The organism is Vibrio sp. 10N.261.45.E2 (assembly GCF_002875705.1).
GTDB lineage: Bacteria > Pseudomonadota > Gammaproteobacteria > Enterobacterales > Vibrionaceae > Vibrio.
This window is the reverse complement of the sequence record NZ_MCZZ01000025.1, coordinates 90,011-104,690: the sequence shown is the minus strand read 5'-3', so window position 1 is coordinate 104,690 and position 14,680 is coordinate 90,011. Positions and strand designations below refer to the sequence as shown.

The window sequence follows — 14,680 nt, the reverse complement described above, 5'->3', positions numbered from 1 at the left end:
CAGCGTAGCTGCTATGTTCTGGGTTGAAGACCGTGCGCAACTGTTTGTGCAAGCAAAAGGCATCTTTCGTTTGCCATCTGTTAGCTACCTCCTGATCGAAAGCCCCGATGAAAAAATCCTAGAGTTAGGTCAAAAGACCGGAGGTCAATCTTATTCCCAGTCTTGGGAAATGGTGCACCAGATGGGCGGCACGGACTTCCCATTGGCGACACTCACGGTGCAATCTGACTTAAGTATGATTCTCAATGACTTTGAAGAACGAGTGCTATTGTTGCTTGCCTTCGAAGCCGTCAAAATATTCTTGTTGTCTCTGGTGTGTTTAGCGATTGTCTATCGCCTTGTGGTGAAACGCTTAATGACCATGTCTTCTCAGATCAACCAGCAGCAGGTCGAAGACAACAAACCGCGCTTTATAACGCCAACTCACTCTACTTATAAAGATGAGATCTCGACACTCGAGAGCAGCTATAACCAGTCTATTGAGCGTATTCGTCAACAATATCAAGAGCTGGAAAAAGCCAAAGATGTTGCTGAGGTTGCCAACCGCAATAAAAGTGAATTCCTTGCCAATATGAGCCACGAAATCCGAACCCCAATGAACGGGATCATCGGGTTGTCTTCTCTTCTTTCTGAAATGGATATGCCGAAAGAGCAAAAAGAGTATATCAACATGCTCAATACCTCTTCGCTTACGCTACTCGACTTAATCAACGACATCCTCGACTACTCGAAGATCGAAGCGGGACGGTTAGAGCTTCAGCAAGAGCCGATGAAAATGATGGGCATTGCGGCAGACGTTGAATCGACTTTCCGAGTGAAAGCTGAACAGAAAGGGCTTCGATTCCAATTAGCTATTGACCCTAAAATTCCAACCATGGTCATTGGCGACGCGACTCAATTGAGACAAGTCTTAAATAACTTAGTTGGTAACGCTATCAAGTTTACCGAGCGTGGCCATGTCACACTCTCACTTCGCCTAGAAGAAGTGGTAGAGCCTCAGCAAAAGTTCAGAGTTAAATTTGAGGTTATAGACACTGGTATCGGTATTGCGGAAGACAAACAGAAATCGGTATTCGATAAGTTTCAACAAGCCGATGGCAGTACTACGCGTATTTACGGAGGCACAGGGCTTGGCCTCACGATATGCGAGAAGATCGTGACATTGATGGGTAGTAAGCTTGAACTCACCAGTGTCGAAGGTAAGGGAAGTACATTCTATTTCACGGCTGATTTTGACCCGTGTTTAGAAGTGGATGAACGCAATATCGATTTCAACAAGGTTTCGGTTTTGCTGGTGGATGATAGCCAGTTGAACATGCGTATAACGTCTACACAGCTTCAATCTTTTGGCGTTAAGTCTGAGTGCTGTGAAACGGCAAACCAAGCGTTAGAGCTGGTCTCAGAGTCTGTGGTTAATTCATCACCCTATGATCTGGTGCTGATTGATAAAGTGATGCCGTCCGTTGATGGCTTCCAATTGGCGAGAAGCTTAGTCGAACGCTTTGGTAATGAGTGTCCTAAGCTAGTGATGATCTCTGCTGATCCTAGAAAGCAAGATGAAGCCCGCGCCAAACAAGTGGGTTTTGTAGCCTACATTGCGCGGCCTTATCAAGATAATCAGCTTAAATGGACCATCAGTGAGGTGCTCGCGAGAGCCGCTGATACTGCAGTCTTTACCTATCCGAACAGGGGAGAGGTCGCGTTTAAAGACAATGAGCCTGTTTCTTTGACCAAACCTGCGGCGGTTGTACAAGAGGCGCCAACTGTCTCTGATAATGCCCTACAAGATCCAACTGAAACCGAATCTAAACCTGTTAAGGTTGCTGGAGAATTTAGTGGTACGGTTTTGGTCGTTGAAGATTCACGAGTTAACCAACAAGTTGCCAAGATGATGCTCAAGAAGCTTGGGTTTGAGGTCGATATTGCCGATAACGGTGAAATTGGCGTCGAAAAATTCCAGGCTAATGAATACGAGATGATCTTTATGGATTGTCAGATGCCAGTTCTCGACGGCTTCGAAGCAACCAAACAGATCCGAGCGCTCGAAGAGGGGACATCTAAACATATTCCTATCGTGGCGCTGACAGCTAACGTTGTACAGCGAGACAAACATCTGTGTTTCGATGTGGGTATGGATGAGTTTTTACCCAAGCCTGTCAATCAAGGCAAACTGAGAGATATCGTTGCCAGCTTCTTGTCGAAAGAGGCGGAATCAAACAAAGGACATGAGCAGCAAATCGTTTAGGTTCAAGTCGCTGATGTCTCTCTAAAGCATACTCTCCCAAATAAGAACTCCGACTGAACCAGTTGGAGTTTCTTTTTCCTAATGAGCACTTGGTTAACAAATACATAGTTTATCAATATTGTTCTACTCATAAGTTTTTGTATTTTAAAAATAAGCATGTGGCATTGTCATCGGCGTGAAACACAACTGCCACGAAAATGCGCTTTAACTGTCACAATCCCGTTATAGCATGCAGCCCATTAGAACTGTTTCTAAAACTTGGTGCATTTAACCTTAACGAAATTCAACCTGTGAGAGCCTAAGATGTTCAAACCTTTGTATGTATTCGATATCGACGAAACGCTGATCAACGCTGATGCAGCGATGCTTTGGAATGAATTCTTGGTTGAAAAGGGCATTGCCACAGCGTCAAACTTTATTGAAGAAGACCAGCGCTTAATGGGGCTGTATTCGGAAGGTAAGTTAAACATGGAAGATTATCTCACGTTCGCCATGCAGCCACTCGCTGACATGCCAACAGAGCAAGTCACCGCCTTGGTGGAAGAGTGTGTTGAACAGCATATTTTACCTAAGCAGTTCAAACAGTCGAAACCATTAATTGAGCAGCTAGAGCGTGATGATATCGACATGTTGATCATCTCGGCGAGCGTCACTTTTTTAGTAGAAGCCGTTGGTCGCAAGATTGGTATCGAGAATGCACTCGGTATCGACTTGGTAGAAAACCAAGGCCGTTTCACGTCTCAAATATTAGGTGTGCCAAGTTATCGTGAAGGTAAGGTGACGCGTTTAAAAGAGTGGTTAGACAATCAAGAAACTAACTACTCGGACATTCACTTTTATACGGATTCAATCAACGACTTACCTTTGTGTGAACACGCTGATTTTGCCTATCTGGTAAATCCATGCCCGCGTTTGAAAGCTTTAGCCGATCAACCGAATTGGTCGATTCTCAACTGGGATTAACGCGAATCTTATAGTCGAATTAGCTTCGCTCTAGAACTCATCAAGCCGCTGACTACAGCGGCTTTTTTGCATCATCAGTCTAATATTCGATTTATTACCTTAGCTGATTAAAGGATGCATGTAACAATTCAATAACATCTCTTGCTCTGCTGTAAATCAAATCACCATCTTTCAACCCCTTGATAGCACTCACTTTCTTGTGAATAGAGTTTGCGTGTAACAAATATTTTACAAATTGACGGGTTTTTAGCGTGACTGTCCATTTCTCTCCATCCATTCCAATCTGTCGGCTTGTGGGCCAAATTTAATTACGGACAAAAAACACGCAATACTTCTTCAAGCAACAAGAAGTCACGTAATAAAAACCAGTAATACAAAACCGATAGGTACAAGGAGAAAGTTCATGGTGGAGTCATACAACCCGCTTGGTACGGATGGATTCGAGTTTGTTGAATACACAGCTGTCGACCACAAGGGAATTGAGCAACTTAAAGCGCTGTTTGTGTCACTTGGTTTTGCTGAGATCGCCAAGCACCGGTCAAAAGAGGCTTGGCTGTATCGACAAGGTGACATCAACTTTATCGTCAATGAACAGCCTCACAGCCAAGCGGAAGCGTTCGCTAAAGTGCATGGGCCATCGGTATGTGGCATGGCGTTTCGTGTCAACGAAGCAACGGCGGCAATGGAGCAAGCGTTTAAGGGCGGCGGTGAAGAGTACAAAACAGAAATAGGGCCGATGGAACTGAGCATTCCTGCCATTTACGGCATCGGTGAAAGCCTGCTCTATTTTGTGGATCGTTATGGCAAGCAGAGCATCTATGATGTTGACTTCCGATTCTATGACGATGCGGAACAGCGCATGGCCGAAGCCAATGTTGGTTTGTATGAAATCGACCACCTCACGCACAACGTTAAGCAAGGCAATATGGATGTGTGGTCCGGATTCTATGAACGTCTTGGTAACTTCCGTGAGATTCGCTACTTCGACATCGAAGGCAAGCTGACAGGCCTTGTGAGCCGCGCCATGACCTCACCGTGTGGCAAAATCCGTATCCCTATCAATGAGTCTTCCGACGACAAATCACAAATCGAAGAGTTCATTCGCGAGTACAACGGCGAAGGTATCCAACACATCGCACTCGCAACGGATGACATCTACAAAACCGTGAAGACTCTGCGTGATCGCGGCATGGACTTTATGCCAACCCCAGATACCTACTATGAGAAAGTTGACGATCGTGTGAAAGGCCACGGGGAAGATACCGATCTGTTGCGTGACCTACGCGTTCTGATTGATGGCGCGCCGACCAAAGACGGCATCTTGCTGCAAATTTTCACACAGACAGTAATCGGGCCTGTGTTCTTTGAAATCATTCAGCGTAAAGGCAACGAAGGCTTTGGCGAAGGTAACTTCAAGGCGCTGTTTGAATCGATTGAAGAGGACCAGATTCGTCGAGGAGTATTAGACGATGCATAAATGGATCTCGTTTCCTCATCGGGAGGGTGTGTGCTCTAAACAAGCGCATGCCGACTTCCCCGAAGAGGCAATTTATGAGCGAGAGGCGGGCCGAAGTGGATTTTTCGGCCCCGCCGCTCATTTTCATCACCAGCATGCCCCAACAGGTTGGTCGGAGTGGGAGGGCGATCTGCGCCCTCGCGCTTTTGATTTTACGCTGGTGGAAAAAGCCAGTCAGATAACCCCTTGGGCGGTGCCTTATCTCTTGCACAATGCGGACTGCAAAATTCGTGTGTGGCGCATGGACGAGAAGATGGATTTCTTGGTGCGTAATTCCGACGGTGATGAGCTACTGTTCATTCATCAAGGCAGTGCTGAACTCTATTGCGACTATGGCCATTTAGAAGTGAGTGAAGGGGATTACGTGATGATCCCGCGCTCAACCAACTGGCGTTTAGAGCCAAGCGAGCCGATGTTTATCTTGATGATAGAAAACACAGACGCGGCTTATTCATTACCAGAGAAAGGTATGGTCGGCAATCACGCGGTGTTTGATCCAGCGGTTCTTGAAATTCCGTCGATCAACGATCAATTCCGTGCTCAGTATTCAGAAGATCAAACCCAAGTTCAGGTGAAACGCCACGACAAAGTTAGTGTGATTACTTATCCGTTCAATCCTTTAGACGCAATTGGCTGGCATGGTGATTTGGCCGTGGTGAAAGTGAACTGGCGCGATATCAGACCCTTGATGTCACATCGCTACCACTTGCCACCGTCTGCACACACCACCTTTGTTGGTGCAGGCTTTGTGGTTTGTACCTTTGTGCCGCGCCCGATAGAGAGCGACCCCGGTGCGCTGAAAGTGCCGTTTTACCACAACAATGACGATTATGACGAAGTGCTGTTCTATCACGCTGGTGACTTCTTCAGCCGTGACAATATTGAAGCGGGCATGGTGACTTTCCACCCTGCGGGCTTCACTCATGGGCCTCACCCGAAAGCCTTTAAGGCTGGGCAAGCGTATAAGAAGAAGTTCACCGATGAAGTGGCTGTGATGATTGATACCCGCCATGCTCTGCAGTTTTCCGATGAACTCGATAGCGTTGAGAACAAAGAATATGTCTACAGTTGGCAAGAGAAGTAAGGGACAAAGATGAAATTAGCAACCAAGAAAAATGGTACACGCGATGGTCTATTGATGGTCGTGAGTAAAGATCTCAAACAGTGTGTGCCAGCGACGGAGATTTTCCACGCGATGCATTTGGCGCCAACCATGCAAGTAGCCTTGGATAACTGGGACAGTGTTGCTCCTCAGTTAGAGGAGTTATACACCTCACTCAATACCGGTCATGTGACGGGCAGTGAAGTGTTTGCACCTCAATATTGTGAATCGCCTCTGCCACGCGCTTATCAATGGGCAGATGGCAGCGCGTATGTAAACCACGTTGAGCTGGTGCGTAAGGCTCGTGGTGCTGAAATGCCAGAAAGCTTCTGGGTTGATCCGCTCATGTATCAAGGCGGATCAGATGCCTTTATTGGTCCGCGCGACAATATTGAATTTGCCAGTGACGAATGGGGTATCGATTTTGAGGGTGAAGTCGCGGTTGTCACCGGAGATGTGCCAATGGGAGCCAGTGCTAAGCAAGCGCATGATTCGATTCGTCTATTGATGTTGGTGAATGATGTGTCTTTGCGTGGCTTGATTCCGGCAGAGCTCGCCAAGGGCTTTGGCTTCTTCCAGTCTAAGCCATCTTCAGCGTTTTCTCCTGTTGCCGTTACGCCTGATGAACTGGGTGAACATTGGAAAGGTAGCAAAGTGCACCTGCCATTGACTTCAACCTACAACGATGCGCCTTTTGGTTGCCCGAATGCGGGTGTGGACATGACCTTCAATTTCGCTGAGCTGATTGTCCATGCTGCGAAGACTCGTCCGCTGTCGGCTGGTGCGATCATTGGCTCGGGTACGGTATCGAATAAGCAAGGTACTGACCATGGCACATCGATTGCGGAAGGTGGCGTAGGCTATTCATGCATTGCTGAAGTACGCATGATAGAGACGATTCGTGATGGTAAGCCGTCGACTAAATTCATGTCGTTTGGTGATTCGATTAAGCTTGAGATGTTTGATACAGCGGGTGATTCGATCTTTGGCGCGATTGACCAAAAAGTGAGTCAATATCGAGCGCTATAATCCACGTAATAGGATTTCTGTATGAGCGAGAGCATCGTGAACAAGAACATTATACTTTACGGTTACTGGCGCTCGTCTGCAGCCTATCGAGTGCGAATTGGATTGAACCTAAAGCAACTCAATTATGAGTCGAAAGCGGTGCATTTGGTGCGTAATGGCGGCGAGCAGCATGATCCACAATATCGCGAGCTCAACGCCAGTGAATTAGTGCCAGTGCTAGTGGATGGTGAAGTTCAACTCAATCAGTCGCTGACGATCTTGCAATACTTGGACGAAAGCTATTTGTGTGAGAGTTGCCCAGGCACCTTGTTGATTCCTGAGCAAGCACCATTGCGCTATCAAGCGTTGGCGATGGCTCAGGATATTGCGATGGAAATTCACCCTCTCAATAACCTGCGCGTGTTGCAGTATTTGGAGCGAGAATTGTCATGCGAGCAAGAGTCGAAAATGGATTGGCTTTACTATTGGATGAGCCAAGGGTTTTCAGCGTTAGAAGAGAAGCTGACCAAACACCGAAAAAAACACGGCGATTCAGTGTATAGCCTCACGGATTCGCCCTGTATCGTCGATATTTGCTTAGTGCCGCAAGTCTACAATGCGCTACGCTTTGGTGTTGATATGTCGCCTTATCCGTTGATTAACTCGATTGTTGCTGCGTGTAACCAGTTGCCCGAGTTCATTGAAGCAATGCCAGAGAATCAAGCGGATGCGAAAGCATAACCCAGACTAAGAGCCATCGGTAGCTAAGATCATTAAGCCCTCCACGATGTTCATTCGTGGAGGGCTTTTCGTTGGAAGTTACTCTCTTCTAGTTTGGAACTCTTGAGATATACGCGCTAAAGCGAAATGACGCGCTTTATCTCATCGAGCACATCCGCATTGGCTATTGCGCCGATGTTCTCGACGGGCTTGCCATTCACTACCTGCTTTACCGCCAATTCCACCAGTTTGCCTGAGCGTGTTTTTGGCACATCGCTGATCGCAAAAATTTGGCTCGGCACATGCCTTGGTGAACAAGAGGACTTGAGCTTGTGCTTGATGGCGGCCAATAGCGTTTCATTTAGAACCCCACCTTGCTGCAACTGAACGAACAGCCATATCTGCTCATTGCGGTCGACATCTTTACCGACGGCGATGGAATCTATGATGCCCTCAATAGTGTTCACTTGCTGGTAGATCTCGGCAGTTCCAATTCGCACGCCACCGGGGTTGAGTGTGGTGTCGCCTCGTCCGTAGAACAGATAACCGTTATGAACGCTCTGCGCGACTTCATCACCGTGATGCCACACATTATCGAACCTATACCAATAGGTGTTGTGGTAGTGCTCTCCGCTGTCATTCCAGAAGCCAACAGGGAAGTTGGGGAGGGAATTGGTACACACCAGCTCACCACGTTCGTGATTAACCTTATGACCAGACGAATTGAACACCTTGATGTCGACGCCAAGCCCTGCTTGTTGACACTCACCGCGATACACTGGCGAGATTGGATTACCCAACACAAAGCAGCCACAAATATCCGTGCCGCCAGAAATGGAAGCTAAATGCAGGTCTTGCTTGATGTGTTTGTAGACGTAATCGAACTGCTCTGGGTAGAGCACTGAACCCGTCGAGCACAGTGTTCTTAATTGAGGCAGATAGTGGCTGTCGATCGGTGAGAGTTCGGCTTTCTCAATCGCTTCTAGGTACTTGGCTGAGGTACCAAATAGCGACACATTCGCGAGCTGTGCCAAGTCCCAGAGTACATTGGGTTGTGGGTAAACTGGGCTACCATCAAAGATAACCAAACAAGCACCGCTCGCGAGCGCAGATACGTGCCAGTTCCACATCATCCAACCACAAGTGGTGTAGTAGAACACGCGATCTCTTGGTTTAATATCGCAATGAAGTTGATGCTCTTTTAGGTGGTTGATGGTGGTGCCGCCAACAGAATGTACAATACACTTTGGCTTTCCGGTGGTACCGGAGGAATAGAGCACGAACAACGGTTTATTGAAGCCGACACGAGTAAATCGAAGAGGTTTTGGCTGATAGTGGTGAATGATGCTGTGCCAGCTTCGGGTCGACACATCATTTTCAAAGTCACTCCTTCCCAAGTAACCGATCTGACACACCTGTTTTAGCTCGGTTAAGTGCTCGATGATTTCACGGTTCTTGCCCGTCATATCGAACGTTTTGCCATTGAAGGTGTAGCCGTCACAGGTGAACAGTACCTTAGGTTTCACTTGGCCAAATCGCTCAATCACACTCTCGACGCCAAAGTCAGGCGAGGTTGATGTCCAAATCGCCCCCAAGCTGGTGGTTGCCAACATAGCGACCACGGTTTGCGGCAGATAAGGGGTATAAGCGGCGACTACATCGCCTTGTTTTACGCCACAATTCACGAGCCATTGTTGAACGTTAGAGACTTCTTCACACAGGGTTTTCCATGTATAACTCTGCTGCTCGCCACGCTCATTCTCAAACCAAATCGCAAGCTCATCAGACATGGTGTGCGCCAAACGCAGTAAGTTCTCGGCGTAGTTTACCTGCGCATTCGGAAACCAAACCGCATCACGATTCGATTGAGGCTGCTGCCAGCGGCTCTCACCTTGATCTTTTATGGTCTCGTTTTCTGCCTTGTTAATACAGTCTTTCGAGCCGACTACTCCACAAAACTGCCACACGTTTTGCCAAAACGATTCCGGCTGATCTACAGACCATTGATGGAGTTCGGCGTAGCTTTTTACGTCCCTATCTAGGTATAACCCAGACTGTTCAAGGCTATCGATAAATCGGGTTAAGTTGGCATCGGCGATACGCTGCGCGCTTGGCTGCCAAATGGGCTTATTGCTTTCGTGCATTTCTTTACCTTCAACAAAAAGTTAACATTTTCAGTCTGGTATTTAGGATTTACAAAGTCAAAAGATCAGCAAAATAAGGGGTTATCGGAATTGTGTAAATAAAATGTTACACGGCTGCCTGTTTCGAAACATCGCGCAAATTGGCGGATATAAGGAGTGGAGATAGGCTTAAAGTGAGACATTCGAAAGGAGGTGTGTAATGACTCAATATCATTCTAAGCCCGTGAGCCAAGAGGGATGGGTTGAGTGGAGCCTCGAAGAAGACGCCATTTGGCACGACTTAGTGAAAAGGCAACTGGACGTCATTAATGACCGCGCATGTGATGCCTACTTGCACGGTTTGACCCTGCTGGATCTGCCATTAGATAGAGTCCCCCAGCTTCCAGAGATAAACAAAGTGCTAATGGAAACAACAGGTTGGCAAGTTCAACCTGTGCCTGCATTGATCGATTTCGACCATTTCTTTGATTTGCTTGCCAATAAGAAATTCCCTGTTGCGACATTTCTGAGAACGCGAGATGAGTTCGATTACTTACAAGAACCTGATTTCTTTCATGAAATTTTCGGCCACTGTGCCATGCTCACCAATGCCGATTTCGCGGCTTTCACTGAGCATTATGGAAAACTAGGCCAAGCCGCTACATCTAAACAGCGTGCTTATCTTGCCCGTTTGTATTGGTTTACGGTCGAGTTCGGTTTAGTAAAAGAAGGCCAGCAATTGAAAATCTACGGCGGCGGCATTCTTTCGTCTCCGGCGGAAACCATGTATGCGTTGGGAGGGGATTTGGCCGTTCGTGAGCGGTTCGATCTGCAAACGGTTTTAAGAACGCCTTACCGCATCGACATCATGCAGCCGAAATACTATGTGATCGATGAGCTGTCTGAGCTCTTCAAAATCAGTCAGGAAAGCCTATTACAGCAAGCTGATCTCGCGATTGATGCGGGGTTACTACCACCACTTTTTGAACCCAAGGAACCGACACATGTTGAATGAACAAAAATGCGAAGCCTGCAGTATCGACGCGATCGCCCTGAGTAAAGATGAGCAACAATCTTTACTATTGGAGTTGTCTGATTGGCAGATCATGGAAAGAGACGGCATCCCACAGCTTGAGAAGGTGTTTAAGTTTAAGAACTACAAACAAGCATGGGCATTCAGCAACAAAGTGTCAGAGTTAGCAGAAGAAGAATTCCATCACCCTTCTATCTTATTGGAGTGGGGCAAAGTCACCGTTACTTGGTGGAGCCACTCAATCAAAGGCCTCCACAAAAATGATTTCATCTGCGCTTCACGCTGCGATGTGTTCGCGGCGAGTGAGTAGTCCTTCTGGGGTGGATACGTACTTATCCAGCCTCAATGATTCGAATATCTCATTATTCGGCTCATTAGGTGAGTCGAATAAGTGATACTTTCGCATCATGGGGCGTCACTTCTCTCAAACTAGCTTGACCTGCATCAGCACTTGCTTGGTTTCTTGTCTCATAAACCCTTTCTGCTGCTCATAGTATTGGTTTTATGAGGTTGCTCTATGCTATATTTCTCGGCCAAGTGTATTACAGACGAAGGCTAATAATGTCTATCAACCTTTCACTCCTTCCACCCAGCGAGAAAAATAAAATCGAACTGGATAAGCAAGCATCGTTTCTTGTATGGAAACTGAAGCAAGCGAAATGTGGCCCTGAAGCCATTGTTGAAGAAGCAATGAAGCTAGGTGACCCAGAAGAAAAGGCTTGGTTTGAACAGTCTGTAGAAAAATACAAACGGGTAATGGGTGTCGCATAAACGCAGACAAACCTTGCCCAGCAATGCTGTAGAATTGAAATGACACAGTAATTTGCTAGAATTTGCACCGTTAATTGAATCAGAGAGAAGATCCCGATGGGAAGAAGTTTTGAAGTGCGCAAGGCCTCAATGGCGAAAACTGCAGGCGCAAAAATTAAAGTTTATTCTAAATACGGTAAAGAGATTTACGTACTGGCTAAGAACGGCAGCTCTGATCCAGACATGAACCTACCTCTTAAGCACCTGATTGCTAAAGCGAAGAAAGACCAAGTACCAGCTCACGTTATCGAAAAAGCGATCGATAAAGCGAACGGCGGCGGCGGTGAAGACTTCCAACCAGCTCGTTACGAAGGTTTTGGCCCAGGTGGCACAAGCGTAATCGTTGACTGTCTAACTGACAACGGCAACCGTACTTTCCAAGACGTTCGCCAATGTTTCGTTAAGACTGGTGCGAAAATCGGTGTTGAAGGTACTGTTTCTCACATGTTCGCTCACCAAGCTGTGTTCCAGTTCAAAGGCGAAGATGACGAGATCATCCTAGAAACGCTAATGATGGAAGACGTAGACGTGACTGACGTTGAGCTAGAAGACGGTGTTATCACTGTATTCGCTCCAACGACTGAGTTCTTCAAAACGAAGACTGCACTAAACACTGCGTTCCCAGAGCTAACTCTAGATGTTGAGGAAATCACTTTTGTTCCTCAAACAACGACGCCAGTAGCTGAAGAAGATTCTGAGAAGTTCCAGAAATTCTTAGACATGCTTGACGACTGTGATGACGTTCAGCAGGTTTACCACAACGCTGAGCTGTAATATCAATCATAATTGATAGCTTTGCTCTTGTGAGTAGAATGTAGAATACAAAAAACCGAGCCTAGTGCTCGGTTTTTTTATGGGCGTAATTCAGGCGTTTATCCATGAGCAGAGCTTTTTGAACGCATCTCTTTGATCGCAGAACCTAGGTCATAGCTCCTGAACATTAGCCCTTGATCATCGTTCCGTGATCTCTGGTACGCAAAGCGTTCTCGGGCGACAAATCCATGCTGAGAGTTTTCTGATCAAAGGGAGCACGGTGAGGTTGAGTGTGATTGCACACGGCCAAGCAATGAAAAAGCTTTGCAGCCAGATTGGTGGCCACTCGGGGCTGAATCCCATTTTGTAGCCAGAAATTAACCCAGACATGATAGTTGCCATGGTCAGGGAGGATAAAATCGCGGTTACCCAAAATTGTTTGTTGTTCATATTATGTTTCTCCCGTGATTTTCTGTTGTTGATGGGATAAGGTTACATTTATCCATTAATGAGAAAAATAGGCACATATAGAAGTATGAATTCCATATTTGGAAACATTGACGATCTGTTCTTATTTTGTGCAGTGGTTGAAGAGGGCTCTTTATTATCGGCGTCGAAACGGCTGCAATTGCCTGTGTCGACTATGTCGCGCCGGTTAACCGCATTGGAAGAGCGCCTTAATATCCGGCTTCTAGAAAAGAAAGGTCGTGAGCTGGTGGCCACCAAAGACGGCGAGGCGGCGTTTTCTGCACTGAGCAGCGGTATGGAGTCGATTCACCACGGCTTTAATAGCTTGCTTGAAGAGCGCGACGCTATCCAAGGTAAGATAAAGCTCGCAGTGCCTCATAACTTCTATAGTGGCTTTCTACGGTCGACGGTAGAGCAATTTCTCACTCAATATCCGAATGTTCAGCTCGATCTTACCTTGAGCCAGCAGCAGCTCATTCCACAGACCGACCGTGACTTACTGATCACGTTTAAGATCTCGGATATGGAAGGCATGATTGCTCGGCCACTTTTCAAAGCCAAACACGGATTTTTCGCGAGCCAAGACTATTTAGATTCGCGTGAGACAATTGAGAAACCGGACGATCTAGAGCAGCAAGACTGGATTAATGTCGATGATGTGTTTGATATGCCGCTCTACAAATCCGATCGCTTAGAACAGATGATCACGATTAAACCTAAGTTCATCGTTAACGATATTCATGCGGTGGCAGCCGCAGCACAAAAAGGCCTGGGGCTCGCGTCATTGCCTTTTCGTCACGTATCCCCTGAGATGAATTTGATTCAAGTGCTCCCTGAGTATCATCGGGGTGATCGCCAAGCGTATTTAGTGTACAAAGAAAGAAAATATCAGCCAAAGGCTTTGACCTTGCTTATTGATGCATTGATTGAGAGTGTTCGATCTTTTCATAGCGATGACTTGGTCAAATAAAAGGAGAAAGAAATGAAAGTAAGTTTTATCGGGCTAGGCGTTATGGGTTTCCCAATGGCAGGTCATCTAGTCAAAGCCGGTTTTGAAGTAACGGTATTTAACCGCACTCACAGCAAAGCGCTAGACTGGGCTGATAAACACCAAGGTAAAGCCGCTGAGAGCGTGGCTGAGTGTGTAGCCGAAGCTGATGTAGTATTGGTCTGTGTTGGTAACGATGACGACGTACGCAGCATGACGACCAGCGAAACAGGCGCTCTGGCCGCAATGAAGCCAAACGCGATTCTTGTTGATCACACCACAACGTCTGCGGTTCTGTCTGAAGAGCTTGAAGTGGCAGCGAAGAAAGCGGGTGTTCGCTTTATGGATGCACCAGTGTCTGGTGGCCAAGCGGGCGCAGAAAACGGCGTATTAACCATCATGTGTGGTGGCGAACAAGAGCTATTCAACGACCTTCAACCTGTATTTGAAGCTTACGGTAAGTCGTCAGTTCTAATGGGCAAAGTCGGCCAAGGCCAACGCGCGAAAATGGTCAATCAGATTTGCATTGCAGGTGTATTGAACGGCCTATCTGAGGGCTTGGTACTTGCAGAGAAATCAGGTTTGGATATCCCAACTCTGGTCGATTGCCTTAAAAACGGCGCTGCGGGTTCATGGCAGATGGAAAACCGCGCAACCACAATGGCGCAAGACAAATTCGATTTCGGCTTTGCCATTGATTGGATGATCAAAGATTTAGGTTTCTGCCTAGATGAAGCAGAACGTCAAGGCATCCAACTTCCGTTGACTGAAAAGACTAACAACGCTTACAAGGCATTGTCTGCTGAAGGACAAGGCCGCATGGATACATCAGTATTGATGAAAGCTGTCGTTGAAGAGACTAAAAAGTAGAAGAGACGAAGAAGTAGAAAGATCGAAGTAATTGAAGCTTCGTTTAGATAACTAAAAATAGCCGCTGATTAGCGGCTATTT

Annotated in this window: 15 protein-coding genes; 12 read left to right on the top strand and 3 right to left on the bottom strand. The window is 46.8% G+C overall.

Annotated features, from left to right (window positions below):
- Both BCT34_RS01735 and BCT34_RS01730 read left to right on the top strand, forming a co-directional pair.
- A partial coding sequence (locus tag BCT34_RS01735) for a response regulator (RefSeq protein WP_076654185.1) occupies nucleotides 1-2,245 on the top strand: 2,245 nt, incomplete at its 5' end.
- A gap of 303 nt (nucleotides 2,246-2,548) precedes the next feature.
- Nucleotides 2,549-3,208 carry an HAD family hydrolase gene (locus tag BCT34_RS01730; RefSeq protein ID WP_076654177.1) on the top strand — a complete coding sequence of 220 codons (660 nt, stop codon included), beginning with the start codon at nucleotides 2,549-2,551 and terminating at the stop codon, nucleotides 3,206-3,208.
- 94 nt (nucleotides 3,209-3,302) lie between these two features.
- Here BCT34_RS01730 and BCT34_RS24575 read toward each other — a convergent pair whose 3' ends face one another.
- Nucleotides 3,303-3,485: a hypothetical protein gene (locus BCT34_RS24575; RefSeq protein ID WP_076654175.1), complete on the bottom strand. Its 183-nt coding sequence runs from the start codon at nucleotides 3,483-3,485 to the stop codon at nucleotides 3,303-3,305.
- 126 nt (nucleotides 3,486-3,611) lie between these two features.
- Here BCT34_RS24575 and hppD point away from each other — a divergent pair, with 126 nt between their 5' ends.
- From hppD to maiA, 4 genes are read left to right on the top strand one after another with little or no spacing between them, the layout of a single operon-like run.
- Nucleotides 3,612-4,685, top strand: a complete 1,074-nt coding sequence (gene hppD, locus BCT34_RS01720) for a 4-hydroxyphenylpyruvate dioxygenase (RefSeq protein ID WP_076654173.1) — start codon at nucleotides 3,612-3,614, stop codon at nucleotides 4,683-4,685.
- Nucleotides 4,678-5,808, top strand: a complete 1,131-nt coding sequence (locus tag BCT34_RS01715; protein ID WP_076654171.1) for a homogentisate 1,2-dioxygenase — start codon at nucleotides 4,678-4,680, stop codon at nucleotides 5,806-5,808. The genes hppD and BCT34_RS01715 overlap by 8 nt, the downstream gene beginning before the upstream one ends.
- Before the next feature lie 9 nt (nucleotides 5,809-5,817).
- A complete protein-coding gene (locus BCT34_RS01710) occupies nucleotides 5,818-6,855 on the top strand; it encodes a fumarylacetoacetate hydrolase family protein (protein ID WP_076654170.1) in 1,038 nt (345 codons plus the stop codon).
- A gap of 21 nt (nucleotides 6,856-6,876) precedes the next feature.
- Nucleotides 6,877-7,575 carry a maleylacetoacetate isomerase gene (gene maiA, locus BCT34_RS01705; RefSeq protein ID WP_076654168.1) on the top strand — a complete coding sequence of 233 codons (699 nt, stop codon included), beginning with the start codon at nucleotides 6,877-6,879 and terminating at the stop codon, nucleotides 7,573-7,575.
- A gap of 116 nt (nucleotides 7,576-7,691) precedes the next feature.
- Here maiA and BCT34_RS01700 read toward each other — a convergent pair whose 3' ends face one another.
- The gene (locus BCT34_RS01700; RefSeq protein WP_076654166.1) at nucleotides 7,692-9,698 is read right to left on the bottom strand and encodes an acetoacetate--CoA ligase; all 2,007 of its coding nucleotides are present in this window, start codon (nucleotides 9,696-9,698) and stop codon (nucleotides 7,692-7,694) included.
- Between the two features lie 199 nt (nucleotides 9,699-9,897).
- Between BCT34_RS01700 and phhA the strand changes: the two genes are divergently transcribed.
- The 4 genes from phhA (at nucleotide 9,898) to BCT34_RS01680 (ending at nucleotide 12,294) form a co-directional block, all read left to right on the top strand.
- Nucleotides 9,898-10,692 carry a phenylalanine 4-monooxygenase gene (gene phhA / locus BCT34_RS01695; RefSeq protein WP_076654165.1) on the top strand — a complete coding sequence of 265 codons (795 nt, stop codon included), beginning with the start codon at nucleotides 9,898-9,900 and terminating at the stop codon, nucleotides 10,690-10,692.
- Complete coding sequence (locus BCT34_RS01690; RefSeq protein WP_017630282.1) at nucleotides 10,682-11,020, top strand: 4a-hydroxytetrahydrobiopterin dehydratase; 339 nt, start codon at nucleotides 10,682-10,684, stop codon at nucleotides 11,018-11,020. The genes phhA and BCT34_RS01690 overlap by 11 nt, the downstream gene beginning before the upstream one ends.
- A 251-nt stretch (nucleotides 11,021-11,271) precedes the next feature.
- Entirely contained in the window at nucleotides 11,272-11,481 is a 210-nt protein-coding gene (locus BCT34_RS01685; protein ID WP_010432323.1) for a DUF3283 family protein, read from the top strand.
- A gap of 96 nt (nucleotides 11,482-11,577) precedes the next feature.
- The gene (locus BCT34_RS01680; protein WP_010432326.1) at nucleotides 11,578-12,294 is read left to right on the top strand and encodes a YebC/PmpR family DNA-binding transcriptional regulator; all 717 of its coding nucleotides are present in this window, start codon (nucleotides 11,578-11,580) and stop codon (nucleotides 12,292-12,294) included.
- A gap of 177 nt (nucleotides 12,295-12,471) precedes the next feature.
- On the opposite strand, the gene BCT34_RS01675 is transcribed toward BCT34_RS01680, so the two are convergent.
- Nucleotides 12,472-12,723 carry a DUF2798 domain-containing protein gene (locus BCT34_RS01675; protein ID WP_017099503.1) on the bottom strand — a complete coding sequence of 84 codons (252 nt, stop codon included), beginning with the start codon at nucleotides 12,721-12,723 and terminating at the stop codon, nucleotides 12,472-12,474.
- Between the two features lie 85 nt (nucleotides 12,724-12,808).
- Between BCT34_RS01675 and BCT34_RS01670 the strand changes: the two genes are divergently transcribed.
- Nucleotides 12,809-13,711 (top strand): LysR family transcriptional regulator, encoded by a 903-nt coding sequence (locus tag BCT34_RS01670; protein WP_076654163.1) that lies wholly within the window; start codon nucleotides 12,809-12,811, stop codon nucleotides 13,709-13,711.
- Between the two features lie 12 nt (nucleotides 13,712-13,723).
- The gene (locus BCT34_RS01665) at nucleotides 13,724-14,599 is read left to right on the top strand and encodes an NAD(P)-dependent oxidoreductase (protein ID WP_016797821.1); all 876 of its coding nucleotides are present in this window, start codon (nucleotides 13,724-13,726) and stop codon (nucleotides 14,597-14,599) included.
- Nucleotides 14,600-14,680 lie beyond the last annotated feature (81 nt).

What these genes read in the sequence shown, in the direction of transcription:
- BCT34_RS01730 (WP_076654177.1), top strand. Translation starts at nt 2,549, where the DNA reads ATGTTCAAACCTTTGTATGTATTCGATATCGACGAAACGCTGATCAAC.
- BCT34_RS24575 (WP_076654175.1), bottom strand. Translation starts at nt 3,485, where the DNA reads ATGGATGGAGAGAAATGGACAGTCACGCTAAAAACCCGTCAATTTGTA.
- hppD (WP_076654173.1), top strand. Translation starts at nt 3,612, where the DNA reads ATGGTGGAGTCATACAACCCGCTTGGTACGGATGGATTCGAGTTTGTT.
- BCT34_RS01715 (WP_076654171.1), top strand. Translation starts at nt 4,678, where the DNA reads ATGCATAAATGGATCTCGTTTCCTCATCGGGAGGGTGTGTGCTCTAAA.
- BCT34_RS01710 (WP_076654170.1), top strand. Translation starts at nt 5,818, where the DNA reads ATGAAATTAGCAACCAAGAAAAATGGTACACGCGATGGTCTATTGATG.
- maiA (WP_076654168.1), top strand. Translation starts at nt 6,877, where the DNA reads ATGAGCGAGAGCATCGTGAACAAGAACATTATACTTTACGGTTACTGG.
- BCT34_RS01700 (WP_076654166.1), bottom strand. Translation starts at nt 9,698, where the DNA reads ATGCACGAAAGCAATAAGCCCATTTGGCAGCCAAGCGCGCAGCGTATC.
- phhA (WP_076654165.1), top strand. Translation starts at nt 9,898, where the DNA reads ATGACTCAATATCATTCTAAGCCCGTGAGCCAAGAGGGATGGGTTGAG.
- BCT34_RS01690 (WP_017630282.1), top strand. Translation starts at nt 10,682, where the DNA reads ATGTTGAATGAACAAAAATGCGAAGCCTGCAGTATCGACGCGATCGCC.
- BCT34_RS01685 (WP_010432323.1), top strand. Translation starts at nt 11,272, where the DNA reads ATGTCTATCAACCTTTCACTCCTTCCACCCAGCGAGAAAAATAAAATC.
- BCT34_RS01680 (WP_010432326.1), top strand. Translation starts at nt 11,578, where the DNA reads ATGGGAAGAAGTTTTGAAGTGCGCAAGGCCTCAATGGCGAAAACTGCA.
- BCT34_RS01675 (WP_017099503.1), bottom strand. Translation starts at nt 12,723, where the DNA reads ATGAACAACAAACAATTTTGGGTAACCGCGATTTTATCCTCCCTGACC.
- BCT34_RS01670 (WP_076654163.1), top strand. Translation starts at nt 12,809, where the DNA reads ATGAATTCCATATTTGGAAACATTGACGATCTGTTCTTATTTTGTGCA.
- BCT34_RS01665 (WP_016797821.1), top strand. Translation starts at nt 13,724, where the DNA reads ATGAAAGTAAGTTTTATCGGGCTAGGCGTTATGGGTTTCCCAATGGCA.